The sequence below is a fragment of the Rhizobium sp. 01T444 genome, from assembly GCF_056398305.1.
In genome coordinates this window covers 1-25,921 of record NZ_JBFTPD010000038.1, presented here as the reverse complement: position 1 = coordinate 25,921, position 25,921 = coordinate 1, and the positions used below count along the sequence as shown (strand labels likewise).

At 58.2% G+C, this 25,921-nt stretch carries 20 protein-coding genes and 2 pseudogenes; 5 read left to right on the top strand and 17 right to left on the bottom strand.

Annotated features, from left to right (window positions below):
• Positions 1-16: 16 nt before the first annotated feature.
• The 8 genes from AC1DTN_RS32710 to AC1DTN_RS32675 form a co-directional block, all read right to left on the bottom strand.
• Complete coding sequence (locus tag AC1DTN_RS32710; protein WP_113321413.1) at positions 17-910, bottom strand: cytochrome c oxidase assembly protein; 894 nt, start codon at positions 908-910, stop codon at positions 17-19.
• Positions 898-1,209 (bottom strand): hypothetical protein, encoded by a 312-nt coding sequence (locus AC1DTN_RS32705; protein ID WP_113321414.1) that lies wholly within the window; start codon positions 1,207-1,209, stop codon positions 898-900. Before AC1DTN_RS32705 ends, AC1DTN_RS32710 begins: the two co-directional genes overlap by 13 nt.
• Positions 1,206-1,808, bottom strand: a complete 603-nt coding sequence (locus tag AC1DTN_RS32700; protein ID WP_477924293.1) for a cytochrome c oxidase subunit 3 — start codon at positions 1,806-1,808, stop codon at positions 1,206-1,208. The genes AC1DTN_RS32705 and AC1DTN_RS32700 overlap by 4 nt, the downstream gene beginning before the upstream one ends.
• Entirely contained in the window at positions 1,805-3,712 is a 1,908-nt protein-coding gene (gene ctaD, locus AC1DTN_RS32695) for a cytochrome c oxidase subunit I (protein WP_477924328.1), read from the bottom strand. Before ctaD ends, AC1DTN_RS32700 begins: the two co-directional genes overlap by 4 nt.
• 2 nt (positions 3,713-3,714) lie before the next feature.
• Positions 3,715-4,704, bottom strand: coding sequence for a cytochrome c oxidase subunit II (gene coxB / locus AC1DTN_RS32690; protein WP_477924292.1), 990 nt, complete (start codon positions 4,702-4,704; stop codon positions 3,715-3,717).
• On the bottom strand, positions 4,704-5,240 hold the full coding sequence (locus AC1DTN_RS32685) for a c-type cytochrome (RefSeq protein WP_477924290.1): 537 nt from the start codon (positions 5,238-5,240) through the stop codon (positions 4,704-4,706). The genes coxB and AC1DTN_RS32685 overlap by 1 nt, the downstream gene beginning before the upstream one ends.
• Before the next feature lie 54 nt (positions 5,241-5,294).
• The gene (locus tag AC1DTN_RS32680) at positions 5,295-7,691 is read right to left on the bottom strand and encodes an FdhF/YdeP family oxidoreductase (RefSeq protein WP_477924327.1); all 2,397 of its coding nucleotides are present in this window, start codon (positions 7,689-7,691) and stop codon (positions 5,295-5,297) included.
• Between the two features lie 844 nt (positions 7,692-8,535).
• Positions 8,536-8,793: a GlsB/YeaQ/YmgE family stress response membrane protein gene (locus AC1DTN_RS32675; protein WP_113321418.1), complete on the bottom strand. Its 258-nt coding sequence runs from the start codon at positions 8,791-8,793 to the stop codon at positions 8,536-8,538.
• Between the two features lie 427 nt (positions 8,794-9,220).
• Here AC1DTN_RS32675 and AC1DTN_RS32670 point away from each other — a divergent pair, with 427 nt between their 5' ends.
• Both AC1DTN_RS32670 and AC1DTN_RS32665 read left to right on the top strand, forming a co-directional pair.
• Positions 9,221-9,754, top strand: coding sequence for a DUF4142 domain-containing protein (locus AC1DTN_RS32670; RefSeq protein ID WP_113321419.1), 534 nt, complete (start codon positions 9,221-9,223; stop codon positions 9,752-9,754).
• Between the two features lie 90 nt (positions 9,755-9,844).
• Positions 9,845-10,003, top strand: a pseudogene (locus AC1DTN_RS32665) (IS5/IS1182 family transposase); the annotation flags it as partial.
• 12 nt (positions 10,004-10,015) lie between these two features.
• Here the strand turns inward: AC1DTN_RS32665 and AC1DTN_RS32660 are convergent.
• The 4 genes and pseudogenes from AC1DTN_RS32660 to AC1DTN_RS32645 all read right to left on the bottom strand — a co-directional run bounded on the left by AC1DTN_RS32660 (position 10,016) and on the right by AC1DTN_RS32645 (position 13,114).
• Positions 10,016-10,879 (bottom strand): annotated as a pseudogene (locus tag AC1DTN_RS32660) (SDR family oxidoreductase).
• 198 nt (positions 10,880-11,077) lie between these two features.
• Complete coding sequence (locus AC1DTN_RS32655; protein WP_477924288.1) at positions 11,078-11,368, bottom strand: hypothetical protein; 291 nt, start codon at positions 11,366-11,368, stop codon at positions 11,078-11,080.
• 419 nt (positions 11,369-11,787) lie between these two features.
• Entirely contained in the window at positions 11,788-12,201 is a 414-nt protein-coding gene (locus AC1DTN_RS32650) for a hypothetical protein (protein ID WP_477924285.1), read from the bottom strand.
• 529 nt (positions 12,202-12,730) lie between these two features.
• Entirely contained in the window at positions 12,731-13,114 is a 384-nt protein-coding gene (locus AC1DTN_RS32645; protein WP_477924283.1) for a VOC family protein, read from the bottom strand.
• 170 nt (positions 13,115-13,284) lie between these two features.
• Between AC1DTN_RS32645 and AC1DTN_RS32640 the strand changes: the two genes are divergently transcribed.
• The gene (locus AC1DTN_RS32640; RefSeq protein ID WP_477924281.1) at positions 13,285-13,551 is read left to right on the top strand and encodes a DUF6894 family protein; all 267 of its coding nucleotides are present in this window, start codon (positions 13,285-13,287) and stop codon (positions 13,549-13,551) included.
• A 324-nt stretch (positions 13,552-13,875) separates the two neighbouring features.
• Here AC1DTN_RS32640 and AC1DTN_RS32635 read toward each other — a convergent pair whose 3' ends face one another.
• From AC1DTN_RS32635 to AC1DTN_RS32625, 3 genes are all read right to left on the bottom strand, one after another.
• Positions 13,876-15,549 carry a response regulator gene (locus AC1DTN_RS32635; protein WP_477924280.1) on the bottom strand — a complete coding sequence of 558 codons (1,674 nt, stop codon included), beginning with the start codon at positions 15,547-15,549 and terminating at the stop codon, positions 13,876-13,878.
• 10 nt (positions 15,550-15,559) lie between these two features.
• The gene (locus AC1DTN_RS32630; protein WP_113321424.1) at positions 15,560-21,859 is read right to left on the bottom strand and encodes a HAMP domain-containing protein; all 6,300 of its coding nucleotides are present in this window, start codon (positions 21,857-21,859) and stop codon (positions 15,560-15,562) included.
• Positions 21,860-22,247: 388 nt separating this feature from the next.
• The gene (locus AC1DTN_RS32625; protein WP_025668328.1) at positions 22,248-22,403 is read right to left on the bottom strand and encodes an entericidin domain-containing protein; all 156 of its coding nucleotides are present in this window, start codon (positions 22,401-22,403) and stop codon (positions 22,248-22,250) included.
• A gap of 543 nt (positions 22,404-22,946) precedes the next feature.
• Between AC1DTN_RS32625 and AC1DTN_RS32620 the strand changes: the two genes are divergently transcribed.
• The gene (locus AC1DTN_RS32620; RefSeq protein ID WP_477924278.1) at positions 22,947-23,759 is read left to right on the top strand and encodes a DUF1206 domain-containing protein; all 813 of its coding nucleotides are present in this window, start codon (positions 22,947-22,949) and stop codon (positions 23,757-23,759) included.
• 378 nt (positions 23,760-24,137) lie between these two features.
• Here the strand turns inward: AC1DTN_RS32620 and AC1DTN_RS32615 are convergent, their stop codons facing one another.
• Positions 24,138-24,725, bottom strand: coding sequence for a hypothetical protein (locus tag AC1DTN_RS32615; RefSeq protein WP_477924277.1), 588 nt, complete (start codon positions 24,723-24,725; stop codon positions 24,138-24,140).
• A gap of 120 nt (positions 24,726-24,845) precedes the next feature.
• Entirely contained in the window at positions 24,846-25,280 is a 435-nt protein-coding gene (locus AC1DTN_RS32610) for a hypothetical protein (RefSeq protein WP_113183364.1), read from the bottom strand.
• A 429-nt stretch (positions 25,281-25,709) separates the two neighbouring features.
• On the opposite strand from AC1DTN_RS32610, the gene AC1DTN_RS32605 reads away from it, so the two are divergent.
• Positions 25,710-25,921: HU family DNA-binding protein (locus AC1DTN_RS32605; RefSeq protein ID WP_477924276.1), on the top strand; the 212-nt coding region annotated here is incomplete at its 3' end.

Sequence of the window (25,921 nt, the reverse complement as noted above, 5' to 3'; positions counted from 1 at the left end):
GAAGCCAAGGACAGGTTTAGACAGTGTGGAAGCGGTCGGCACGCTTGCCTCCCTGGCTGGAGGAAAGGATCCAGGTAGCCACGGAACAGAGTGCTGCGGCCGCATAAATGACCCCGCCCGGTACCCACATGATGAGACCAGCCATTTGCTGGTCTTCCAGCGGTGTCAGGCCCCATTGATCGGAATAGCGGGTTTGGTCCGGGAAGATGACGTTTGGTGCGAGCGTGATCAACGCTCCGAGAACGCCAGTATGAATCATTGTTACGAAAAGATGCCAGGCAGCGGTCCCGTAGTCGCAACGCCAGGTAATCGCCCACCAGAAGAGGAGACCCGTCAGGAAAAAGCTTAGGTGTTGGAGCCTGTGCAACAGGACGTCCGTCACGCTTGCGTCGAAGAGGGTCGGCGCGTGCCAGACCCAAATTGCCAGACCGTGCAAAAGCGTCGCCACAAGGGGAAGCGAAACAACACCCCAAGCCACACGTGCGGCACGGTGCCTTATCGCAGCCGCAACTTGATGCCTCGCTTTTTTCGGCAGACCCCAAAGAAGCAGGCCGACCGGGCGTGCCAACGCAAGAAGCGGCGCCGCCACGATCATGACCAGTTCATGCTCGATCATGTGCACCGTAAACATATGCTCGCCGAGTTCGTGCAAAGGTGAGACAAGGGCGATCACCATCACCGCCACGCCCAACCAGAACAGGCCGACCGAAGCGATCAAGCGAGCGCTGAACCGCTTGCGCCGTTGCCACAGTCGAAGCGTGCCGGCACCGTGCAGAACGGCAATGATGAGGATTGGCGTGACGATCCACGGATCGATCGTCCAATCAAGCTCGGCATGAGGTTCCCCGCCATGAGCGGCTGCCGGCCCGACACGGAGGAGCAAGAGCAGCAAAGCTATCAGCGTGCGCATGGGTTCACCAAGACTGTCGCCGCAACCTGCAGAATGAGCGCGAAAGAAACCGCCAGGCCGAATAGGAGCGAAAGCTTGCCGACAAACGACCCGGTTTGAGACGGCTGGGCGGTTAACGCATTGTAGCAGAAAAGGACCCCGGCAGCGGCGATCGCAGCGGCGGCGAATGCTCCGATCAACGTCCAGGATACACCACCGTTGCAATCCGCGTAGGGCAGGATCTGCCCCAACTGCGTGTTGATTGCCCAGGCTGTCGGCGGCAGCACTAGGCCGGCATATCGTCCAAGCAGAAAGCTCATAAGCGTGGGACCCAATAGATGCAGATGTAGAGCGGCAACCATGTGATGATCACAAAATGCCAATAAAGGGCATTGTCCTCGACATCCCCGAAACGCCTGGGGTTGTCGGCATGACGGGAAAACATCAGGGCGGTCAAAACGAGCGTTTCCACCAGGTCGGTCAGGATATGCGTGGTGTGGAGCCCGAGAAGGGTCCAGACAATCGAGCCATATGCATTTGCGTCCCAATTGATGTGCAGAGCCGCAAACTCGAAAGCGCGAAATGCCATGGGAATGACACCGCAGACCGTCATGACGACAAGCCCGAGCCGGACCTTGCGAAGGTCTTTCTGACGTGCCCATCTGGAGATAAGAATGTTGGGAATAGCGCTGGTAACGAGGACTGCGCTCAGCCAGGTGCCGGCCCACAAGTCGGGCGGGGGAGCCTCGATTGGCCATGCGTGCGCAAGGCTCATCAGATAGAAGTAGACAGCAATCGCCAGGCCAAATCCGCTGCCCTCGATCAACATGAAGGCCAAGGTCGCCCACCAGGTTGGGCTTTTGGAGCCTCTGCCATGAAGCGGCAGCGCGGCGACGTCCAGAACGACGCGGTCTTTCACGATTCGTCCTCCGGTGTGCCCTTCGGCCAGAACCAGCCGATCAAGGCGATAGCGACTGGAATAGATCCCCAGATCACGGCCCAGGGCGAGAAAATCGACCAGATCAGCATGATCGAGGTAGCGATCGCCGACCAGAATGGCCAGACCGAGTCCCGTGGTGAGGATTCCCTCGCCTCAGGTAAGGCTTCGACGACACTTGTCACCAAAAGCTCCCGGCGATCCGTGCGCATGCCTGCAGCGGTCGAAAGATCCTTAACATCGTCCGACAGCGGATTTCGCGAGCGAACGACCGGGATGCGCCTGAAGTTGTATGGTGGCGGGGGTGAGGTTGTCGCCCATTCGAGTGTCGAGGCACCCCAGGGGTTCGGTCCGGCCGCCGGTCCAGACCGAAAACTGCGCAGGGCATCAATGAAGAAGACCACAAAGCCCAATGCCAATATGATCGAACTCAAGCTGACAAACAGGTTCAAGCCGCTCCACGGCAATTCCGGCTGGTAGGTATAGATCCTGCGTGGCATGCCCCACAGGCCTAGAATGTGCATTGGAAAGAACGTCAGGTGAAAGCCTACGAAAATCAGCCAGAACGCCAGTTGTCCGAGCCGCTCGCTCATCATTCGCCCGGTCATTTTGGGAAACCAATAATAGATCGCGCCGACCAATGGAAAGACTGCCCCGCCGATCAGGACATAGTGAAAATGCGCAACAACGAAATAGGTATCGTGAACCTGTGTATCGAAGGGGACCGATGCGACCATAACCCCGGTTAAGCCTCCCATCACAAAAGTGACGATGAATCCGAGTACGAAGAGAAGTGGCGTCTTGAACACCGGCCGCCCGGACCAAAGTGTCGCCAGCCAACAAAAAATCTGGATGCCGGCCGGCACGGCGATCGACATGCTGGATGCGGTGAAGAAGCTCTCGCCTACGCGGGGAAGGCCGACCACAAACATGTGATGGACCCACAGTCCGAAGGAGAGCACGCCGGTTGTGATCAGCGCCATCACCAGCCACAAATAGCCGAAAAGCGGGCGCCCGACAAATGTTGGCAAGATGGTTGACACCATGCCTACGGCAGGCAGGAAGATGATGTAAACCTCCGGGTGGCCAAAAAACCAGAACAAGTGCTGCCACAAAAGCGCGTCACCACCTTTCGCCGGGTTATAAAATTGGGTGCCGACCAGCCGGTCGAGGATCAGCGTCGAACTACCAAACATGATCGCTGGCATTGCCAGGATGACAAGGAACGACATGACCAACATCGCCCACACAAGCACGGGGATACGGTCGAGTGACATGCCGGGTGCCCTTTGCTTGAAGACGGTCACAACAACTTCCACTGCTACGGCGAGGGCTGCGACCTCCGTAAACGTGATCATCTGGGCCCAGAGATCAGTCCGCTTGCCTGGGCCGTATTGCGGTCCGGCAAGGGGGACATAGGCGAACCAGCCCACATCCGGAGCGGTATCTAGCGCGAAGGCCAGCCAGAGAAGGATGCCGCCGAACAGGTAAATCCAGTAGGAGAACGCATTGAGACGCGGGAATGCGATGTTGCGTGTTCCCACCATCAGGGGCACGAGATAGACAGCCATTGCTTCCATGACCGGCACCGCAAACAGGAACATCATGTTTGTGCCGTGCATTGTGAAAATCTGATTGTAGCGATCGGCACTGATGAAACGTGCTTCCGGCTGGGAAAGCTGCAGGCGCATCGCCAGCGCGAGCACGCCGCCGAGGACGAGAAAGATGAAAGCTGTGGAGACGTAGCGTTGCGCAATCGTCTTGTGATCGACGGTGGCGACGCCACCCCAGAACCCCGATCGCGCGCACCAGGTGACTGCCAGCCGCCGCTCGATCTCTCCATCGGCAAAATCGCTATCGATGGGCCGGTGGGCCTGTCGATCCATGGTCATTTCAGGCCTTCCATATAGGCTGAGATCTGCCGGAGCTCGTCGCTCGTCAGCGGTATCAGCGGCATATTGTTGCCAGGCTTCAAGGTCTGAGGATCGGCAATCCAGGCCGCCAGCGAGCCGCGGGTCCGATCAAAAAGTCCTGCTGCAATCGTTGCGCGGCTGCCGACATGCGTCAGATCCGGGCCCGAGGTCCCACCTGCCATTGTTCCGCGGATGGTATGGCAGGCCGCGCAAGGCTTGCTCATGAATGCTGTCTTTCCAAGGGCTGCCTCGGGATCGGAAGGCTCAATCGCGCTCTGGTGTTGCGCGAACTGCCAACTTCGATAGTCCCGCTCCTCCTGTGCCACCACCAGAAACGCCATATGGCTGTGCTGGAGCCCACAAAACTCGGCACACTGCCCTCGATAAATGCCGGGGTTCTTTGCGTTCAGCGTCAGGGTGTTCAACCGGCCCGGGATCATGTCGAGTTTGCCGGCAAGGCTCGGGACCCAAAATGAATGGATGACGTCGATCGATTCCAGTTGCAGGCGCACATTCTGACCAACCGGGATGTGGAGTTCGTTTGCGGTCTGAAAGATTTGCGTTCCATCCGGATATTCGTAGATGAACTGCCACCACCATTGCTGCGCCTTCACCCGGACGGTGACAGCTGCATCTAAGCTGTTGTAGAGCGCCCGGGTCGTGTAAAAACTTGCCACGGTCAGTGCGCTTATGACCAGGACGGTTCCTGTCACCGCGGCGCTGACGATCCTCGTTATGTTCTGCTCCGATCGATCATGCTCGACAATCGGCCGGTTTCTCCCATGCAACAGCGACCAGGCCATGAAAGCGACAACAAGCAGCCAGACAGCCGTACATACGACGACGACAAGGATGATCAAATCCTTCAGCGCGCCGGCTGACGTGCCATGGGTATCAAGTGCCGACTGAGGACCAGTGCATCCCGCAAGCACGGACAAAAGCGATATGGCCAGGCAGTTTCTCATCAGGGCGACGGCCCGTGTTCCGCATGGATAGGATTTGGTCCTTCGTCAAAGAGTATCGACGCCGGACCGCGATTTTCGGCCGGTCGATCAGTTTTATCATCATTGCGACTTGGTGCCACCACGCTCGTCGAGTAAGCGCCGAGTGACTTGACGTAGCCGGCCAACTGCCAGATCTCGTCACTGGTCATCCTGTCCTTGAAGGCAGGCATTCCGTGGGGTCGCCCATCTCTGATCGAGGCGACGATCGACACCATTGATGGCCCGTAATACCACCAGCCATCAATGAAAGATGGGCCGGTCCCGCCCCGCCCGTCACCGTGGCAGGCCGAACAGCCGAACCAGGAATATAGCCGCTTGCCCTGGCTGAGATCATAACCGGTTTTTTCGTAGGACTGGCCAAGCGCAAAATATACCTCCGTGGGTGCCCCGCTGATGCGGTTTGGCATCAGCCGGAACTGGTCAAGCGCGGCAGATACCGGAGGATCGGTCCGGTAAACTCGCGGCTCCCTGAAATAGCCGATCGCTGCGGCTGACATGAGACCAAGCGACACGAGCAGGACCTTCGCAATCGAGCACCGGAACACGAGGCCTCACTCTACGGACAATTGATCGGATCGACGGAACCGGACCGGCAAGAGCTTATAGGATGGTGTCTTGGCTTTCGGGTCATGATGGCTCAAAGGAAAGAGCCGGTTCACCTCCGGATAATATGCTGCGCAGCAGCCCCTCGGAATATTGTAGGCGACGAGGCGGAAGCCTCGCACCTTGCGGTCGGTTTGACCGTCGATCGCCGTGATTACGTCGACCAGGTCACCGGCAGCGAACCCGAGCGCGGCAATGTCATCCCGGTTGACGAAGAGGACATGCCTCGTACCGTCGACGCCCCTGAAACGGTCGCTGTAACCATAGATCGTCGTGTTGAACTGATCATTCGAGCGCAGACTTGCGAGATTGAGCACGTCGGGACGAACCGCAGCCTCGCCAAAGTCGGGAAACAGTCGAGCCGGAGTGATGAAGTTTGCCTTTTGATTGGCCGTTACCCATTTGCGCTCGCGCGCCGGAACCGGCCGGGTCAGTCCGCCCGGCTGAAAAAGACGTGCGTTAAAATCCTTAAAGGTCTCGGGATAGGTCTCCTCGATTGCCGCCCTGATAAGCGAGTAGTCCGCAACCCATGCATCCCATGGCACCTGCCCTTTGGTTAATGTCGCCTTGGCCATTCCCGCAATAATCGCCGGCTCGGAAAGAAGATGGGGACTTGCAGGCTCCACTCTGCCCCGGGAGCCATGGAAATGGGCAACCGAGCTTTCGATCGAGACCGCCTGCGGCCCGCTTGCCTGCCGGTCGATCTCCAGGCGGCCGAGGCATGGCAGGAGATAGGCGATTTCCCCGTGAATAAGGTGACTGCGGTTGAGCTTCGTTGCGATCTGGACAGTGAGGCGCAGCTTCGGCCAGGCGGCCTCCATAGCAGCCGTTTCCGGGATCGCGCGAATGAAATTGCCGCCGAGGCTTAGGAAAGCACGTGTCTGGCCCGATAGGATGGACCGGCAGGTGTCGACCGTGGAATGCCCCTCCCACCTCGGCGGTTCGAACTTGTAGAGTTCCGCAAGCTTGTCGAGGGGAACGAGGGCGGGTTTTTCGGTAATGCCAACAGTTCTTTGTCCCTGAACATTGGAGTGACCACGCACGGCACAGATATTGGCCCCTGGTTTGCCGATATTGCCCCGCAAGAGCGCAAGGTTAGCCACCATGTGAACGTTGTCGACACCCATTAGCTGCTGGGTCAGTCCCATACCGTAGACAAGCAGAACCGCATTCGCATCGGCGTAGGTGCGCGCGGCCTGTGTCATCTGCTCGCGGCTCAGGCCGGAAACTCTCTCCAGCTCCTCCCACGTATGTTTGCGCGCCACGGCCGCAAACTCTTGGAAACCGGCGGTGTGCTCGGCGATGAAGTCGTGATCAAGCACATGCTTCTTATCGACAGCTCCAACGGAGGCGGCAAACGCAACCGCTGCAGCGCTATCGCTTCTCGGCTCCGCGTCGGCTCCTGAGACCTTGCTGACATGCAGTTCGTTTTTGGCGTCATCGGCCTCGATCAATGCTTTGCATACGCCAAAAAGCGCAGCGACGTCTCCGCCGTTCCGCACCTGATAATATTCGCTGGAGATCTGCGTCTCCTTCCCGCTCAACATTTCTCCCGGTGCCTGCGGATTGACGAAACGCTCTAGGCCCGGCTCTTTCAGGAGGTTGAAGGTAACAATCTTGACGCCACGATCGACGGCATCCTGTAGATCGTGAAGCATTCGCGGCGACGACGTCGACACGTTCTGCGCGATATAGAAAATGCAGTCGCAGTTTTGAAAATCCGAAAGGATCGCAGTCCCGACGGTCGCTCCGATGCTTTCCGGAAGGCCAACGGAAGTGCTCTCATGGCACATGTTCGACGAATCTGGGAGGTTATTGGTGCCGAACATGCGGGCAAATAGCTGATACATATAGGACGTTTCGAGTGATGCGCGCCCTGAAGTATAAAACTCAGCCTGCTCTGGAGCGACCTGTCGCAGTTCGCGCCCGATCTCGTCGAAGGCAGCCTCCCAACTGACGGGGAGGTATTTGTCGGATAGAGGATCCCAGCGCATGGGGTGGGTCAAACGGCCCTGTTCTTCCAGGTCATGGTCCAGCCAATTCGCAAGTTCCGTCAGCGTGTGGTTTGCAAAGAACGCCTCGTCGGCACGACGTTTTGTGATTTCCCAAGCCGTTGCTTTTGCGCCATTTTCACAAAACTCCAATGGGTGCGTTTTCGCCGGCTTGGCCCAGGCACAGCTGACGCACATATATCCGTCTGGCTTGTTCTGGTGGGAAAGCAGAGAGGGTCCGGTCAGCGGAATGTGTTCGCGCAATATGATTTCGCCAACAGACTTCGCCGACCCCCAGCCTCCGGCGGGGCCGCTATCAAATCCAATCTTTGGTTTTTTCGGTCTTGAGGACATCTGGCTGACCTTGGGGGAAAGGGAAATCGTGCCCGCTGGGGCGGGAATCGAGCCCGAGTGCTTGCTAGAAACCAAAGCGGTTCGGGCAACGAAGAAGTGACAACGACTATGGCAAATGCCAGCTCTGCCAGCTACCGACTGCACGCCAGCCAATGGTGTTCGAGGACGGATGGTCGATCGAGTTTGCGGACCCAACAACCTGCCGGCCTATGTGAGTCTGTATGAACGTCATCGGGCGAAGATCTGTCTCTGTATTGCCCGAGCGCCTGCTCTTGGTTATCTGATGATGGTTGTCTTGCATCTAAGGTCTGCCAGGCATGGCTGGTTATCTGTAGTCGGCGTGCAAATGAGCCACAACAGGTCTAGAACGACGTTGGGCCCGCCGAGTTCCCCCGTCATGCATTGTGTCCGCTACCGTACAGCTACCGGGTGGAAGGACTGGAGAGCGGGTTCCACTTTGTCTCGTGATCAGTTTTCATCAACATCGCAACACTCTCTTCTCCGTGCAAAACGGGACCCGGGTTTCTTCCGCGCAGCGGAGGCAATGAAGAGAGTGGCTTGATCCATGGCGGCTCATCCTCCTCGTCGCCATCGCGGCAACTGTTCGCCTGAGCGCGGCTGCCTTTAACTCGAAAAGCAGCGGATCCCAGGCACGACCAATATCTCCTTTCAAAAGTCGTCGCCCAGACCGAGACGTTGAGGGTCATCAATCACGTAAGGAGCGACAGACCGCCAAATAGCACTCCACGCGATCGCATTTCTGCCGCCAGCCAGTGCGGACCACGTCGCCGACGACCCGATCGGTCCATTCCGGTCCCGCAAAAACGCCGATCCGATTCCTCGATCAAGCGGTTCGCCTAACCATGCGTACAAGCGCGATAAGAATGCAGGCCCCGATAAAACCAGCCACGAGATAGCCCAGCCACCCCCCGAGGACGACCCCGAAAAGGGACAGGAGRAAATTGGCGACGATAGCGCCGACAATTCCGAGCAGGATGTTCATCAAAACGCCCATGTTGCTCTTCATGAACATTTCGGCGAGCCAACCTGCAATGCCGCCGATAATGATTGCGGCGATCCAGCCGATACCTGCGTTTTCCATGAGAATTCTCCCTACTGTGTTGAAGCTGAATTGTGACGCGGTGGCCGCCCGAATGATTCACAGGCCGTCGAAATCTTTGCGAACGATCAAGGCCGTAACACCGGCACGAGCAATTGGTTCCTTTCGTCACCTATGCGGTTGATCGATCTCGCGGGATGAGGTCAGCTCTGAGCGCCGCGGACGGCGGTTGTCGAAGGCGTCGAAATCGTGACCCTGTTCGTCATGTCTAGCAAGCATCTGCCACATGTCAAAACGTGGACGTGAAATCCTCGTTCCATGCCCTCACCTTAATAAAGCAATTCCGCATGTCGCTTTTGGATTTATGAAGGGCCTTTGCGGTCTAGCGATCAAAAATCGCACCACTCCGGAACGAAGTCGTCACCAGGAAGTTCAACAGGCTCCACCAACCGGCCAATGGAGTTCCCTCATGAAAACTACCTATGTTCTCGCGAGCCTCGCCGTCATGCTTACCTCCCCTGCTCTAGCGCAGTCTGCCGCCGAAAAGACCGGTGTCAACTCGGTGATGGGCGTTGCACCCAAGACAGAGGATTTCGTCACCGAAGCGGCTACAAGCGACATATTCGAGATCGAATCGAGCAAGCTTGCGCTGGAGCGTTCTTCGGACCCCGCGACGAAAACCTTCGCCCAGCAGATGATCAACGACCACACCAAGACGTCTGAAGAATTGAAGGCATTCGTGTCGGGCGGGAAGGTCAAGGCGACCATTCCAGCTGCCATGAGCTCCTCTCAGCAAAGCATGCTCGATGACCTCAAGAAGCTGCAAGGCGATGATTTTACCAAGAAGTATCATTCGGATCAGGAGGACGTGCACGAGGATGCGGTCGATCTTTTCAAACGATACGGCGACGAGGGTGACGATGCCGAACTGAAGGCTTGGGCAGCAAAGACCAGACCCGCGCTCGAGCATCATTTGCAGATGGCGACAGAAATGAACAAGTAGAAGATCGGGACGCCTTCTGGGAGCTTTGCCTCGACGCCTCAGCTGGTATTGAACGCGGGACAGTGCCGGGCGGTTTCGATTGCATTGATCCTCTACCGCGAGCCCAATCTAATCGAGCGGTTCTTCTCCAAGCTGGAGCACTTCCGCCGGGTTGCCACGCGCTACGACAACCTCGTCGCAAACTTGTTTGCTGTGGTCAAGCTCGCCTCAATGCGGCTGGGGCTGCGCGCTTATGAGTCTACGACATAGCTGCCACAAATCTTAGATCATGATCTCGCCGCCGGTGACAGGAACGATGGCGCCGGTCATGAAGCTTCCGAGATCGGACGCCAGTAATACCTAGGCGCCCGCGAGCTCCGCCGGTTGCCCGGCTCGCCCGATCAAAGTCTGCTGTCCGAACTTCGCGGCCTTTTCTGCGGGCATGGTCGAGGGTATAAGAGGCGTCCAAATTGGGCCCGGCGCTACCGCATTCACGCGGATGCCTTTCTCCGCGACCATTTCTGCAAGTCCTGCCGTAAAATTGGAGATAGCGCCTTTCGTCGACGCGTAGGCAAGAAGCTGAGGCGATGGTTGACGCGACTGTATGGACGTTGTGTTGATGATCGAGCTGCCAGGTCGCATGTGCGGGATCGCAGCCTTCGACAGGAAGAAAGGTGCATAGATATTTGTGCGGAAGGTTTTATCCCACTCTTCCACCGGAATGTCGGAAATGTCCGCGTAGGTGCGCTGGAAGGCAGCATTATTGACGAGAATGTCGATCGCCCCGAGCTCTCGAATTGCCCGCTGAACCAGCTTCTCGCAATGGCCTTCGGAGGTGATATCGCCCGGCGCGACGATAGCTTTTTGACCTGCTTCTTTCACCCATCGAGCGGTATCTTCCGCGTCGTCAATTTCATCAAGAAACGATATAAGAATATCAGCGCCTTCGCGAGCAAAGGCGATCGCGACTGCCTTGCCGATTCCGGAATCTGCGCCGGTGATGAGAGCCACCTTGCCCTTCAATCTGCCGTTTCCTTCATACGAATGCTCCCCGTGATCGGGGATAGGCTCCATCCTAGCTGTCTTGCCAGGCGGCTCCTGCTTTTGCTTCGGGTACGGCGGGATCGGGCGTCGTTCTTCGCTCATTGGAACCTCCTGTTCTTAGCGTCGACTCAACCTCCACGAGGCGTAACGGTTCCGTTGCTCGGTGACTTCTGCAGCCTTAAAGTTTCGGGCCGGCGCGCGCGGCGATAGGGAAGCACTGTCGCCATGCGATCATTGCAGATCGTCCTGAAAGATCCGTCCTCCGCGCAGCGGCAAGAAACAATTGAAGCACTTTGTCGCTCAAGCCACCGAATTCGGAGAGGAATGTGATGCGGTTGTCGGTGACGTTTCTTCCAGCCCTTCAACGCGAACTTCTGCGAGCGCTTCGACTGACGATCCAGCGTCTTCGACTGCGTCGAGGCTGAAGGTCGCAACCTGGACCATCATTTCCTTCGCGCGCTGCACCGCTGCAGCATCCTCCAATCCATCGGAGGCCAGCACGACGGAAATGAGCTCGCCGCCTTCGCCTTTGAATTCAACTGTGGTCTTGCCGTCGGATTGACCGACGACATTCGTTCCAATGATCTGCATATCAATCTCCTTCAACGTCCGGTGAATGCGGCCACTAGCGATTGGTTCCGCCACAGTTGGATTTCATACGCGACCCGCTACCCTCAAACGCAGGCAAAACAAGGCAAAACCCCTTTCGCCACTCGCGGACGGGCGCCGTAAGAAAGCTGAAGCGCCTGACGCCCAAGTTGCGTGCACCTGATGCGCGCGGTCTAATGAATGCGGATTGAAGTCATTCGCTGGGGGGCGCGACCCTCGCCAGGAAGGATTACGTCTATCATGAACCGTGCCGAGGGATATCGCCTTCGTTTTTAACAAAGCATGATCGACTGCACGGCCTTGCCGACAATTGGCAAGGCCGGTTTGCAGGGATGACACCGAGTTTGGTCCACCCTTTATTTTAGGCGCCGGCGACCATGCTTGTCGACGATCAGGAAAATTCATCCACTGCGATGGCGTACCCTGCCGTATAGAGTGCCAAGATCATCCAGCATGCGCTCGTAGCGCGACCGAGGCGCGGGCGACCTCAGCCCAGCAATGGCGAAAGCGACCGCACCGACAAGCACAGCGACGGTCATCAGGCTGGAGACAGGATAGAGCTTCACGGTGGCTTCGGTCTGTCGCGCCGCCTGACGGGCTCCCCCTTTGATCTTACCGGCGGCCTCCGCGACCTGTTTGCGAAGGGCGTCCAATTGCTTGCGCAGGGCTCCGATTTCCTCCTCGGCATTGAACCCAGGCTGCGGCGGGATGCCGACCGATCCCACATTCGTATCGATGATAGCACGCGGCACGGGCTCGCCGAGTTTCGCGCCCCCCGAGATAAGCGAGGCCGTTTGGTTTTTTTGGGCTGGCATGATGTCATCTCCTTACTTGCGGGTGCAATCGATTAGCGCACCCTTGCATCGAACAAAGACGCCGCTTCACAGCTGTTTGTTCCATCGTCCGCGATTCCGGGTGCGAACAGTCCTGGGGCCCTCTCACCGGCTTGTCTTTGTCGAGGCCACGACAGCATTTCATGCGAGCCGTTCACCCGGCATCGGAGAACAGCGTTTATCTGCGAGAGAAATGACAAAAGCCCCCGCAAGGGCGTGCGGGGGCTTTTAGGTCTTTATGACCTGTCACCCTCGTACAGATTGGGGGCGTGCGTTGAGTGACGGATATCAACTTTCTCCGCCGCGGTCGGTTCCGCGTCTTGCAGATATTTTCGTGAGGGTAGTGTCGAAAGGGCGGTAGTAAGGGATGAAGGTCATCGGGTGGCACGTCGTGGTCAGCCTTGCTTGCGTGGAAAACATGAACTCGACGCCAGCCGGATCCCAACCCGCCAATGCAGAGATCGCCTGCCGACGATCGCTAAAATCGCATATTGGATACGATTTTTTCCTCCTAAAGGGGCATGTCGGCTGCGGTGCCATGAAACACCGCCTCGATGTTATTGCCATCAGGATCAAAGACGAAGGCTGCAAAATATCCTTGATGGTAATGCCGAAAGCCTGGACCTCCGTTGTCCTTGCCACCAGCTTCGAGCGCGATCGAATGGAAACGAACAACACTTGCCATATCTGTTGCACGAAATGCGAGATGCAACCGCGAAACGTGGGTATTGGCCTTGTCCACCCACAGTTCTTCACAGGCAAAATGTGTCTTGCTCTCCGAACTGAAGCTTCGCCCCAATGCAGCAAGCGCTGCGCGATAAAAACGGCGGCTCGCTTCAAGGTCCGCGACCCGCATATGGACATGGTCGATCAGGGCGATTTGCAGGGTTTGCATCGGCGCGGCCTCCTTCGCGGGACATGGGCAAGAACGCCGTTTCGTCAATCGCGGTTCCCTTAGCCCGCGATCGGTCCGGGGCAACGCTGGATCATAGATCGGTATCAGCTTCGAGATCGGAACGACTATCGGGCAATGGCGTTCATGTTTACCGACAGGGATGGAACCAGATGACGACATATTACTTCGCGGTGCAGGACCTCGATGAGGAATTCGACGCCGACATAGGGTTGGATCTGCCCGACCTTCCCTGCGCAATCAACTATGCACGGCGGGCGTTGTCCGACATGGCACTGGACGGTATTCCTACCGTCCCCGGAGCTCGGCAGGCCGTGACAGTTCTCGGCCCGGATCGAATTCCCATTGCCATCGTCAGCTTGTGCATTTCAATTGATTGGTGCGATGAAAAGGGTTCTGTGATGCCAGGCCCAGAGTGAATTCTTGCGCCAACGAACGCTCAAGCCATGGTGGGGACCCTAGAACTGCCGTTCGTCTGGCCCGCACGCAACTATCGCTGACCGATTTCAATACGAAGATTGYGCCCGGGCGGAAATGCGCAGGATTCGATTCAAAGTGCTTACAGCGACGGTCTAACAGCAAGCGACGTTGTTCATCTTTTCCCCTAAGCGAAATTCGGGTTTTGCTCCGGCAGCGTCTCCACTACCTCCCGTTCGGTCGCGTTCTCGGACCCACGCAAACGGAGGCGGTGCCTGCTCTACCAACAGGCATAGCCGGCGTCCTGGCCCGACAGGATGCAGTTTTCAGGCCACGGCGGCCCTGTCCATGAACGCTCGTTCAATCGCCGTCTGGAGTTGTTCTTGGGTAAATGGTTTGGTCATCCGTATCATGCCATGATATGCGGAATCCTCTGGAAGATCGGCGTAGCCTGACGCAAGAATGACCGGGATTCCGGGATAGGACGTAAAAATGCGACGCGCCAAATCGGCCCCTGTCATTCCGGGCATAGCGTGATCGGTAACTATTAAATCGCACCCGTCCCCTCTTTCCAGCACGAGCATTGCCTGTGAAGCTGAAGCTGCCTCGACAGTGACGTGACCCAGGTCCTCCAGCATTGCGACGGTGCCCATCCTGACCAGCATGTCGTCGTCGACCACAAGAACCCTGTGCTGTGCGAAGGTGGAGGGGGCCGTATCAGACATAACGGCTTCAGGCGCCCGGGCACCCTCCTCGATCTGCTCTGCCACAGGCAGCCAAAGGGAAACGGTTGTTCCTGATCCTTTGCTGCTGAAGATCTGGAGGACACCCCCCGACTGCGCAGCCAGTCCATGCACCATCGATAGCCCGAGCCCGGTCCCCTTGCCGATTCCTTTGGTTGTGAAGAAAGGTTCTGCGGCGCGGGCAAGCGTCGCCTCGTCCATGCCCTCACCGGTATCGACGACGGAAATGCGCAGAAACCGGCCGCCTTTAAGTGTCGCGGGTGGGTCTTCGTCCGCTGCGGCTTCTATTGTGACGCTCCCACCATCTTCCATGGCATCTCGGGCATTGACGAACAGGTTGAGCAACGCAAGCTCAAGCTGATTTCGATCAATCAGGACCGGCGGAAGTCCTGCCGGAATTTTTGTTTCAAAGGAGATCCGCGGTCCCACTGCCTTACCCAACAGATCTTTGACGTCATCGAACAGCCTTGCAAAATCGATTGCCTGGGGTTTCAAATCCTGGCGCCGGGCGAACGCCAGTAGCCTTTGTGTCAAAGCCGATCCCCGCTCCGCGGCCTGCAGGGCATTCATGATGAGACGTTCGCTCCGCTCATCGTCCGGCAAGCGTTTCTTCAACAAGTTCAGGCTGCCGAGGATCGCCATAAGCAGATTGTTGAAATCATGTGCAACCCCACCTGTCAACTGTCCAATCGTGTCAAGCTTCTGGGCTTCAAAAAGCTGCGCGAGGGCGTCTTCCCGCTCGCGGGTCTTTTGCTCGATGCGCTGCTCTAGCTCTTCATTGAGTTGACGCAGCTGTGCCGACGATGCTTCGAGTTCGGCCGTCCTTTGAAGGACCCGCGCCTCGAGGTCGGAATTCAGCCCCTCCAGCTCCCGGGTTTTGCGATGGAGATCGGCAAATACCCGGACCTTGGCGCGCAGCACTTCAGGAACGATTGGAACCGACACATAATCGACGGCTCCAGCCTCGTATCCACGCAGACGGTCCGGCTCCGCCATCATTACGGCCGAGACGAATATGATAGCGGTGTTTTGATAGCGAGGATGTTCCCTGATCATGCTAACGAGCTCGAAACCGTCCTGTTCAGGCATGCAGACATCGACCAGGATCACGGCGATTTCGGATCGCAACAGATGTTCGAGCGCCTCGCGGCCCGATTGCGCCTTAATAAGGTTCTCGCCGAGGTCCTGGAGGATGACCTCGTAGCTGAGTAGTTTCGCGGGCTGATCATCCACCAAAAGGATGTTCACGGGCTTCATGGCGAACTCCTCAACGGTGTAGCCACATGCGGAGCGCCGAGAGGAGCTGCTCCGTATTGACCGGCTTGGCCAGATAGTCCGATGCACCAGCCTCAAGACACTTCTCACGGTCCCCCTTCATTGCCTTTGCCGTTAAGGCCACAATTGGAAGTCGCCGGAAAGTGGGGTCCGCGCGGATGACCTGCATTGTCTCATAACCATCCATACCCGGCATCATGATGTCCATCAGCACGATGGCCACTGACGGCTCGCCATTGATCACCTCGATCGCCTCGCTGCCGGTGGTCGCCGTCAGGACCCTCATGCCACGGCGCTCAAGCACGCTACTGAGCGCAAAGATATTGCGCGCGTCATCGTCGACGAGCAAAACGGTTTCACCAAATAGGTCCTCATCGGAACTATGCAGGTCTTCCAGCATGGCCTGTTTGGATGCCGGCATGTCCGCAACGACGCGGTGAAGGAAGAGCGCCGTTTCATCCAGAAGCCGCTCGGGCGATTCAACGCCCTTGACGACCACGCTTCGGGCCATGCTGTGAAGCCGAGCGTCCTCCTCGGGAGAGAGTTCGCGGCCCGTGAAGACAACGACAGGAATTTCGCCAATGTCGGTATCGTCACGCATTTTTTCCAGCACTTCGAAGCCCGACATATCGGGAAGCGTCAAATCGAGGACGACACAATCGGCAGGGTCGTTCCTGAGCGCGGCAAGAGCCTCCGATCCCGAGCCGACGCTGGCGATGTCTATGTCGTCATGGCCAAGGAGCGCCATCACACTGATCCGCTCAGCCTCGTTGTCTTCCACCAAAAGCAGGCGCTTGCGCCTCGGCTCCGTATAGGATCGCAGCCGCGATAGAGCCTTGACTAGTCCGTCGGGCGTTGTCGGCTTGCTCATGAACGCGAAGGCGCCCCGGGTCAATCCGTGTTGGCGATCCTCATCGAGACTGATGATCTGCACCGGAATGTGGCGGGTCTGGGCGTTCTGTTTGAGCTGGCTCAACACCGTCCATCCCAGCATGTCGGGAAGGAAGATATCAAGGGATATCGCAGCCGGCTTGTATTCCTGCGCCAGAGCCAGGGCATCGGCGCCGCGCATCGCCACCAGAACCTTGAAGCCGGTGTCGTGCGCCAAGTCCAGCAGAACTCGGGCGTAATGGGGATCATCCTCCACGACAAGCAGAACCGTGTCGCCAGATGCGATGCGATCCCGGTCATCCTCGACATGTTCGGTCGGCTTGTCCGCCCGCCGGCTCGCTGCTGCATCCGCGAGTTGCACGATATTGTTCGATTTTGGAACCTCCTGTGGCGCTATGGTACCCGCACCAACATAGGTCAGTGGAAGATAAAGGACGAAGGTGCTGCCCGCGCCCGGAGTGCTTCGAAGCTGAATTTCCCCGCCGAGCAGGTTCGCGAGTTCGCGGCTGATGGCGAGGCCGAGGCCTGTGCCCCCATATTTTCGGCTTGTTGACGCGTCAGCCTGCTGGAAGGCTTCGAAAATGATGCGCTGCTTTTCCGGAGGAATACCGATGCCGGTGTCGGCAACCTCGAATGCGATGACGGACGGCGCGTGCTTTAGCGAAGAATGATCCGGAGACCATCCGCCGGCCACTGCATTCACACGAAGCGTGACCCCGCCCTCAGCCGTGAACTTGAAGGCGTTCGACAACAGGTTCTTTAAAATCTGCTGAAGTCGTTTGGAATCGGTGATGATGCTCCTGGCGACGTCGCCCCCGATTTCCACCCCGAATGTCAGGCCGCGGTTCTCCGCCTCGTGTCTGAACGGCCGGGCCATCACTTCAAGCAGGTTGTTGATGAAGATTTCCTCAGCGTCCACCGATACGGTTCCGGATTCGATCTTGGACAGGTCGAGGATGTCGCTGATGAGGTTGAGAAGATCCGTCCCCGCCCCATGGATCGTTTTGGCGAATTCGACCTGCTTACCCGAAAGATTTCCTTCCGGATTTTCCCCGAGCTGTTGACCGAGGATCAGGATGGAATTGAGCGGCGTGCGTAGCTCATGCGACATGTTTGCAAGAAATTCAGACTTGTATTTCGACGTCAGCGCGAGCTCGGCGGCCTGTTCTTCAAGAGCGCGACGGGCCTGCTCGATCTCCTGGTTCTTCGCCTCGACCTCGACATTGCGCTCCTCGAGCTGCTGCGCTTTCTGTTCGAGTTGCTCGTTGGTCTGCTGCAGTTCGCGCTGCTGGGTCTGAAGCTCCGCTGCAAGCTGCTGCGACTGCTTGAGCAGGCCTTCGGTCTGCATCGTTGCTTCAATGGAGTTGAGAACAATGCCGATGGACGTGGTCAACTGGTCCAGGAAGGAGATCTGCAGTTCAGTGAAATTGCCTGCCGAGGCAAGTTCGATAACCGCCTTGACCTGTCCTTCGAAATGGACCGGCAGGACTATGGCACTCCTTGGCAAGGCCGAGAATACGCCCGAGCTGATCGGGACGACATTGACGGGGAGGTCGGTGATCAGGATCCGCCGAGCGTCGCTGGCGCACTGGCCGACAAGGCCCTGACCGAACTCAAGTCGCGTGGGATGGGCAGTCTCCATCCCCTGCGCATAGACCGACAGCAGGGAAAGCATCCGCTGAGGGCCGTCATCGACCTGATAAATAACCCCTTGATGGGCTCCGACAAGCGGAGCAAGCTCCGAAAGCAGCATCTTTCCCACAAGTGTCAGGTCGCGTTGCCCCTGCAGCATGTTGGTGAAGCGGGCAAGGTTGGTTTTCAGCCAGTCCTGTTCTGTGTTGCGCTCGGTCGTCAGGCGCAGGTTTCCGATCATCGTGTTGATATTGTCTTTCAGTTCCGCGACCTCGCCGCGCGCTTCGACCTGGATGGACCGGGTCAGGTCGCCCTTGGTGACCGCAGTGGCGACTTCCGCAATCGCGCGCACCTGGGTCGTCAGGTTGGCGGCGAGCAGGTTCACGTTGCCGGTCAGGTCTTTCCAGGTGCCGGCCGTGCCTGGCACGTTCGCCTGCCCGCCAAGTCGGCCTTCGACGCCGACTTCACGCGCCACGGTCGTCACCTGGTCGGCGAAGGTGGCGAGCGTGTTGGTCATATTGTTGATGGTCTCGGCCAAAGCGGCGACTTCGCCCTTGGAGGCGACGGTGAGGTTCTGCTTGAGGTCGCCGTTGGCCACCGCCGTCACGACCTTGACGATGCCGCGCACCTGTTCGGTCAGGTTTGCGGCCATGACATTGACGGTATCGGTGAGGTCCTTCCAAGTGCCGGCGACACCCGGCACTTGCGCCTGTCCACCGAGCTTGCCTTCAGTGCCCACTTCGCGTGCGACACGTGTCACTTCGCCGGCAAAAGCATTCAACTGGTCCACCATCGTGTTGATGGTGTTCTTCAGCTCGAGGATTTCACCCTTCACATCGACGGTGATCTTTCGGGATAGGTCGCCGCGCGCGACGGCCGTCGTCACTTCCGCGATGTTGCGAACCTGGGTTGTCAAGTTTGCGGCAAGCAGATTGACGTTGTCGGTCAAGTCCTTCCATGTGCCAGCGACGCCCGGAACGACGGCCTGTCCACCAAGGCGTCCGTCGGTGCCGACCTCTCGCGCTACGCGCGTCACCTCGCCCGCAAACGAGCGCAGCTGATCGACCATCGTGTTGAGGGTATCTTTCAGGAGCAGGATTTCTCCGCGCACGTCGACGGTGATCTTGCGCGACAGGTCACCATTGGCGATCGCGGTGGCGACCTCGGCGATATTGCGCACCTGTGCCGTCAGGTTGCCGGCCATGGAGTTGACGCTGTCGGTCAGGTCCTTCCAGGTGCCGGCGACACCCGGCACTTGCGCCTGACCGCCTAGCTTGCCTTCGGTACCCACTTCGCGTGCAACGCGCGTCACTTCGCCGGCAAAGGCGTTCAACTGGTCCACCATCGTATTGATGGTGTTCTTCAGTTCGAGGATTTCCCCCTTCACGTCGACGGTGATCTTTCGGGAGAGGTCACCACGCGCCACGGCCGTCGTGACTTCGGCAATATTGCGCACCTGGCCGGTGAGGTTGGAGGCCATGGAGTTGACGTTTTCGGTGAGATCCTTCCAGGTGCCGGCGACCCCCGGCACCTGCGCCTGACCGCCGAGTTTGCCCTCCGTTCCCACCTCACGCGCCACGCGGGTCACTTCGGAGGCGAACCGGTTCAACTGGTCCACCATCGTGTTCAAGGTTTCCTTGAGCTCAAGGATTTCGCCCGAGACCGAAACAGTGATCTTCTTTGATAGGTCACCATTGGCAATTGCGGTTGAGACCTCCGCAATATTGCGCACCTGGGCCGTGAGGTTTCCGGCCATGGAATTGACCGAGTCCGTTAAATCCTTCCACGTACCGGCAACACCGAGCACGTTCGCCTGGCCACCCAGCCGCCCCTCCGTACCGACCTCGCGTGCGACACGCGTCACTTCGCCGGCAAAGCCATTCAACTGGTCAACCATCGTGTTGATGGTTTCCTTCAGCTCGAGGATCTCGCCCGAAACAGTGACCGTGATCTTCTTCGATAGGTCGCCCTGGGCGACGGCGGTCGCGACCTCGGCAATATTGCGCACCTGGGCGGTAAGGTTTGAGGCCATCGAATTGACGGAGTCGGTCAAATCTTTCCACGTGCCCGCAACGCCGCGAACATTCGCCTGCCCGCCGAGCTGTCCTTCCGTGCCAACCTCGCGCGCCACGCGCGTCACTTCGGAGGCAAAGGCATTGAGCTGATCGACCATCGTGTTGATGGTCTCCTTCAGTTCGAGTATCTCGCCCTTGACGTCGACGGTGATCTTCTTCGACAGATCGCCACTGGCGATCGCAGTGGAAACTTCAGCGATGTTACGCACCTGGGCGGTCAGGTTGCCGGCCATCGAGTTGACGTTTTCGGTCAAGTCCTTCCAGGTGCCAGCGACGCCCGTGACGTTGGCTTGCCCGCCAAGCCGGCCTTCCGTTCCAACTTCACGAGCGACACGGGTCACTTCCGACGCAAACGCGTTCAACTGGTCCACCATCGTGTTGATGGTTTCCTTCAGCTCAAGGATTTCCCCCGACACCGTGACGGTGATCTTCTTCGACAGGTCGCCGTTGGCAATTGCGGTCGACACGTCAGCGATATTGCGGACCTGGGCGGTCAGGTTCGACGCCATCGAATTGACGTTGTCGGTCAAATCTTTCCAGGTACCCGCCACACCGGGAACCTGGGCCTGCCCGCCAAGCCGGCCTTCGGTTCCGACTTCGCGCGCGACGCGCGTTACTTCGCCGGCAAATCCGTTCAGCTGATCGACCATCGTATTGATGGTCTCCTTCAGTTCCAGGATTTCGCCGGAGACATCAACCGTGATCTTGCGCGACAGGTCGCCACGCGCCACGGCGGTCGTTACCTGGGCGATATTTCGAACCTGAGCCGTCAGGTTCCCGCACATTGCATTGACCGAGTCCGTCAAATCCTTCCATGTTCCGGCGACGCCCGGCACCAGCGCCTGCCCTCCCAGTTTGCCTTCAGTTCCCACCTCACGGGCAACGCGTGTCACTTCGGACGCGAAGGAGCGAAGTTGGTCCACCATCGTGTTGATGGCTTCCTTGAGTTGCAGGATTTCGCCTCGCACGTCGACCGTAATCTTCTTGGAAAGGTCGCCATTGGCCACCGCGATTGTAACGTCGGCAATGTTTCGCACCTGAGCGGTCAAGTTCGAGGCCATGGAATTGACACTTTCGGTCAGATCCTTCCAGACACCCGTCACCTCCGGCACTTGGGCCTGTCCACCAAGCTTGCCGTCCGTGCCGACTTCGCGCGCAACACGGGTGACTTCCGAGGTGAAGACGCTAAGCTGCTTGATCATCGTGTTGACGATGTCAGCAGAGCGCAAGAATTCCCCTTTCAGCGGTCGGCCGTCGACATCAAGCGGCACCGTCTGCAAAAGGTCGCCTTTGGCGACGGCAGTGATCGTTCGGGTGACCGCCGTCGTCGGCCAGAGAAGGTCTCCGATCAGCTGATTGATCGATCCTTCCATGTCCGACCACGATCCGTCCGAGAGACCAAATCGGACCCGTGTGCTCGTCTGCCCTTCCCGACCCACGACCTGGCCGACATGTTCGAGTTGCTGAGACATTCGCTGATTGGCTGCAATGATGTCGTTGAGTGCGTCGGCAACCTTGCCCGTAACACCCGTCAGATCCGAGGGCATCCGAACAGAGAAATCACCCCGTCTGACTGCGGTGAGGATTTCCAAGAGCGCGCTGGCGGAACGCTCGGAAATGCCATTCACCTCACGCTCGCTCCCGCCGACGCTTTCAACCTCTTGACGCCCAATCCCAACGTTTTGATTGACCATGGAATCCCCCATTCATCGATGGGCAAAATGTAGCGCGCAGGTGGAAAATTGGTATGGGGTTCCTCGCCCATCGCTGGACAGCAGGGTTTCGACATCTGGCGGATGTTACGCGCCTTCCTGGGACGGAGGGCTTGAACGCGCAGCAACAATTGAACTCGTCTCGCTCAAAGGGCTGTCAATCGCAGGTTCGAAGTTTACGCCTTTACCCCGGCAGACGGCGCTCGGAACGATAGTTTCGCTCGGAGTGCTACGACACGTGCCCTCATCTGGGGTCAAAACGAATGGCGATGCCGGCTGGCACAAGGTCACCTTCATGGAACGTGCGCCCGCCGGTCTTTCCTTGTGCCACCATATCGCTGAGGGCGGCTCGATAGCAGCGACTGATCGCTTAGTGAGCCGCCGCATTGCCGACACGATGGCCGGCGCTCTGCGTCGCATTCACAGTGTTTGCGGTATCTTTCCCCATGCCACGGATTGTATTGGCGCAGGCGCTAAGCGAAAGCATCATGCAGACGGTGGCGGCGATTACGGAAGCGGTCTTCATTGGGATTCCCCTTTTGGTTGAACAGGGTCATAACCGTTGAAGAGCAGATGGGTTCCACAAGCTTGACGCAACCAAGACGCGGTAAGCCGCCATAATACTGCCTCCCAAGATTTTATCACGGTCAGCCTCGCCTTCGGGCGAGGCTTTTTTCTTGAGCGCCTCCAGGTCGATGCGAAGCCTTTGAACGATCGGGTTAAAGGCTTGGAACGCACCATCACGCGGTTAGAGCCGACGGATTTCAACGGCTGGCGTGGAGACATCGCGCGCAGCTGACTGTGCCTGATCGGCGACGTTGCGAAAATGGAATGTCGTGCGCTTCAGACCTCGAAGCACCTTCGATGCTGGTAGGACTGCCCTGTCGCAAAGGCCTATTTTAATCGCCGCTCGCACGCATGCAGGTTGCGCCCCGCAGCGCGAGCAACGGTCGGCTGGAGATAGGGGAAGACGACGGACAGATCGAAGTGCGCGAGCAATCGACCGGCGCCTGAAAACTTTTCGAGTGATGGCGCGTTAGCTGGTACGAACGTAAAGGACCCATCCGCCATGATCCGCCAATTTCGGTTCGATATGCTTGCCAAGTGCGGCTATGTCGCACGGGGTATCGTTTTCCTTCTTGTCGCCGGGCTAGCCCTATTTTCCGGTGTGGCCCCTGAAACGAAATCGGCCCTCGCGACCCTTCTGGAACAGCCTCTGGGCCGGGTCTGGGTGGCATGGATCGGTCTGGGTCTTTTGGGGTTTGTGGCCTGGAGATTGGCCCAGTCCGTCGCCGACACAGATGGTCATGGGTTCGGCGCGAAAGCCGTGGCCATCCGGCTCGCCTTGCTTGGCAGCGCTGTGACCTATCTCGCCCTGGCAAGCTACGCGCTCGGACATGCCCTTTTTCCTTCTGGCGGGCGTGAGGGCGCTGGTGAGAAGGGGCTTGCCCACTGGATCATGTCACAGCCGTTCGGTTTTTATCTTGCCATAGCGGTGGGCCTCGGCTTCGTCGGCGGCGGCGCTATAACGGCTTCAAAGGGCATTACGGGGAAATTCGAGCGGTATCTGCGCTTTCCAGCCGCCAGCAAGGGTTTTCTTAGAGCCGTCTGCATCTATGGTCTCGTCTCTCGCGGCGTCGTTTTCGCTGTGACAGGCATGCTTTTCGTTTATGCCGGATTTCGGGTCGATCCGGAACAGGCTGGAAGTATGGGCGACGCGATGGCCTGGGTCCGGCAGCTCCCGTACGGGGCCATTCTTTATTTCGCTGCCGCAGCAGGTCTGGCCGCGTTTGGCATCTACAACCTTGTTGAGGCTCGATACCGGGTGATCCATAGACCTTCACTTGCAACGGCAAAGCGGTCAATGCCGGCAATTCGATGAGTTCCACGGCCGTCTGTGACCTTAAGGGTTCGAGAGCGCCGGAGTAGCGCCGATACTGATAAAACGCGCACGAAATCGCCTTTCGACAGGCAGGCGGCGGGGCAACGCCCTCTGCTTGCCTCCAGGGAATGCGTTGCCACGCCGGCCCAGATGTGTCGGTGCAGGCCGCATCCTATCTTCCGACGAGAGTTCCAACCACCTGGCATGCGGAAACTCCGCGGCCACCTGGTCGGTGTAGGCAATAGCGTATCCGCCGGCGTGCAGGTCATGGGCGAGCCGAGCGCCTATGTTTCCGGAGATAGGACGTCGCGGATGTCGGTGGCAAACATCGCTCGTAAAGACTGAAGGCGGCCTGCCGTTCGGCGCCGGTCCGGTGGCTCACTTGTCGTCATAGCGTTCGAGCAGGCGACGCAAATGTGCGTTCTGCTCAAGCAGTTTTGCGGAGAGCTGCGATCGCAGATCCTTAATTTGAAGTTCCAGTTCAATGGCCTCATCGAGGAACGTTTTTTTCTCCGCCGCCGGCTCTCCGGCCGCTTGTGTGACGCCAGATTGTTCCCGGCGATTTTCCCGCGTCCGAGCAGCCTTTGCCCTTTGCTTTTTTGTACCGCCTGGCGGAACTCCCGCGCCGTTTTCACCTGCGATGACGGTTGCGGTCGGCAAAGGTTGGTCATAAACCTTTAAAGCGGTGGCTTCTGACAGCTTGCCAACCAAAGGATCGGATTGGTCCACCCGAGCGGGTGGCTCGCCCGCCGCACCAGCTGAATCCGACCGTTCACGCGCATCGTTCTCATAAACGGTCGACTTAGATTCGATTGCGGCTTCTATTTCCGTTCGCAGAGTTGGATCTTGCCGGTATTCCTCCGCTCGTGGATCGGGTATCGCCACGATTTCATCGGCCGGTGCACTCGCTTCTGTCGCCTTATGGCGCGACGCAAAGTCCTTGATTAGCTTCCACGGTGATCTCATCACCACCTCCCGACTCGTTTTCTTAGTGCCATAGTACCGAGCCGGAGACCGGGCTTGCAATGCGAGCCCGGTCCTTCGTCATAAAACAAGATCAAGCCCTGTGGACCGGTTTGTTGACGATCAAACCAATCCGAGCTTTTTGCGCAGATCGGCGTTCTCGGCGCGGAGCTTGTCGGAGAGCGCCTTGCGCAGCTTCTGGTTCTCTTCTTCGAGCTTCAGAAGATCCGCAAAACCGTCGGTTTCCGGCGGGGTGGCCTCGACGGCCTGCGGCGCAGGCTTGGCAGGCTGAGCCTTCGAAACTCTAGGCTTCTTTGCAGGAACAGATGCCTTGGTGACGGTTGCGGTCGCCGCCGGGGCAACGGACGCCGTGGGCGCCGCGTTCTTTTTCGCCGGGCCGCGGGTCTTTTTGACCGGAGCGCTCACCGACGTATCGGCAACCGCTTCAGCGGCGGTCTTGGGCTTACGCGGCGCTCGCGTCTTCTTTTCTCTTGTTTTCGAAGACGCATCTGCGGACGCGGTCTCGACTGCAGGGGTTGGGTTCGGATCATCTGCCATCGGTAAATCCTTGCGGTTAGTAAAGTCGCTCGACCATATCAGTCGCCGTCAATAATCGTTGAAGATTATTTCGAACTTATTGACGATGGTTCAGCTGTTTGCCAACCACCTCTCCCCGTCAGTCCGAGGAACTGCCGACCCTATCACTGAAAATTACTGCCGTCCGGCTGGATGAGATAAGCGGACGGGTTCGATGGAGGAATGAACGAAAATCAGGAGCTGGCGGATCGATGGACTGAAGGGTGACGCGAGAAGCCCGGCTATTTGCCTCATTTTCTGAAATTGGCACGAACAAGCACGCCAGGGGCGACAGATCGACTGGAAACTGTGGAAATCTCGCTGAACGAGCGCCATCGCCGGTGTCGCCTCCATGACAATGGACGCGGTCGGTGTCAGGGATTGCGCATCAACGACGATGCGGAGAACGACATGACGACGACCAACGAAATCGCAGACAAGATTGCTGGCGAACACGGTCTGACGAAGGTACAGGGTAAGGCGATCGTCGAGGCGGTCCTCGCTTCGATCACCGAGGCAGCTCTTGCCGGCAACGAAACCTCGCTGCCGGGCTTTGGCAAGTTCAAAGTCAAGGCGACGCCGGAGCGCGAAGCACGCAATCCCTCAACCGGCGCGACGATCAA

What these genes read in the sequence shown, in the direction of transcription:
- AC1DTN_RS32710 (WP_113321413.1), bottom strand. Translation starts at nt 910, where the DNA reads ATGCGCACGCTGATAGCTTTGCTGCTCTTGCTCCTCCGTGTCGGGCCG.
- AC1DTN_RS32705 (WP_113321414.1), bottom strand. Translation starts at nt 1,209, where the DNA reads ATGAGCTTTCTGCTTGGACGATATGCCGGCCTAGTGCTGCCGCCGACA.
- ctaD (WP_477924328.1), bottom strand. Translation starts at nt 3,712, where the DNA reads ATGGATCGACAGGCCCACCGGCCCATCGATAGCGATTTTGCCGATGGA.
- coxB (WP_477924292.1), bottom strand. Translation starts at nt 4,704, where the DNA reads ATGAGAAACTGCCTGGCCATATCGCTTTTGTCCGTGCTTGCGGGATGC.
- AC1DTN_RS32685 (WP_477924290.1), bottom strand. Translation starts at nt 5,240, where the DNA reads ATGTCAGCCGCAGCGATCGGCTATTTCAGGGAGCCGCGAGTTTACCGG.
- AC1DTN_RS32680 (WP_477924327.1), bottom strand. Translation starts at nt 7,691, where the DNA reads ATGTCCTCAAGACCGAAAAAACCAAAGATTGGATTTGATAGCGGCCCC.
- AC1DTN_RS32670 (WP_113321419.1), top strand. Translation starts at nt 9,221, where the DNA reads ATGAAAACTACCTATGTTCTCGCGAGCCTCGCCGTCATGCTTACCTCC.
- AC1DTN_RS32655 (WP_477924288.1), bottom strand. Translation starts at nt 11,368, where the DNA reads ATGCAGATCATTGGAACGAATGTCGTCGGTCAATCCGACGGCAAGACC.
- AC1DTN_RS32650 (WP_477924285.1), bottom strand. Translation starts at nt 12,201, where the DNA reads ATGCCAGCCCAAAAAAACCAAACGGCCTCGCTTATCTCGGGGGGCGCG.
- AC1DTN_RS32645 (WP_477924283.1), bottom strand. Translation starts at nt 13,114, where the DNA reads ATGCAAACCCTGCAAATCGCCCTGATCGACCATGTCCATATGCGGGTC.
- AC1DTN_RS32640 (WP_477924281.1), top strand. Translation starts at nt 13,285, where the DNA reads ATGACGACATATTACTTCGCGGTGCAGGACCTCGATGAGGAATTCGAC.
- AC1DTN_RS32635 (WP_477924280.1), bottom strand. Translation starts at nt 15,549, where the DNA reads ATGAAGCCCGTGAACATCCTTTTGGTGGATGATCAGCCCGCGAAACTA.
- AC1DTN_RS32630 (WP_113321424.1), bottom strand. Translation starts at nt 21,859, where the DNA reads ATGGTCAATCAAAACGTTGGGATTGGGCGTCAAGAGGTTGAAAGCGTC.
- AC1DTN_RS32625 (WP_025668328.1), bottom strand. Translation starts at nt 22,403, where the DNA reads ATGAAGACCGCTTCCGTAATCGCCGCCACCGTCTGCATGATGCTTTCG.
- AC1DTN_RS32620 (WP_477924278.1), top strand. Translation starts at nt 22,947, where the DNA reads ATGATCCGCCAATTTCGGTTCGATATGCTTGCCAAGTGCGGCTATGTC.
- AC1DTN_RS32615 (WP_477924277.1), bottom strand. Translation starts at nt 24,725, where the DNA reads ATGAGATCACCGTGGAAGCTAATCAAGGACTTTGCGTCGCGCCATAAG.
- AC1DTN_RS32610 (WP_113183364.1), bottom strand. Translation starts at nt 25,280, where the DNA reads ATGGCAGATGATCCGAACCCAACCCCTGCAGTCGAGACCGCGTCCGCA.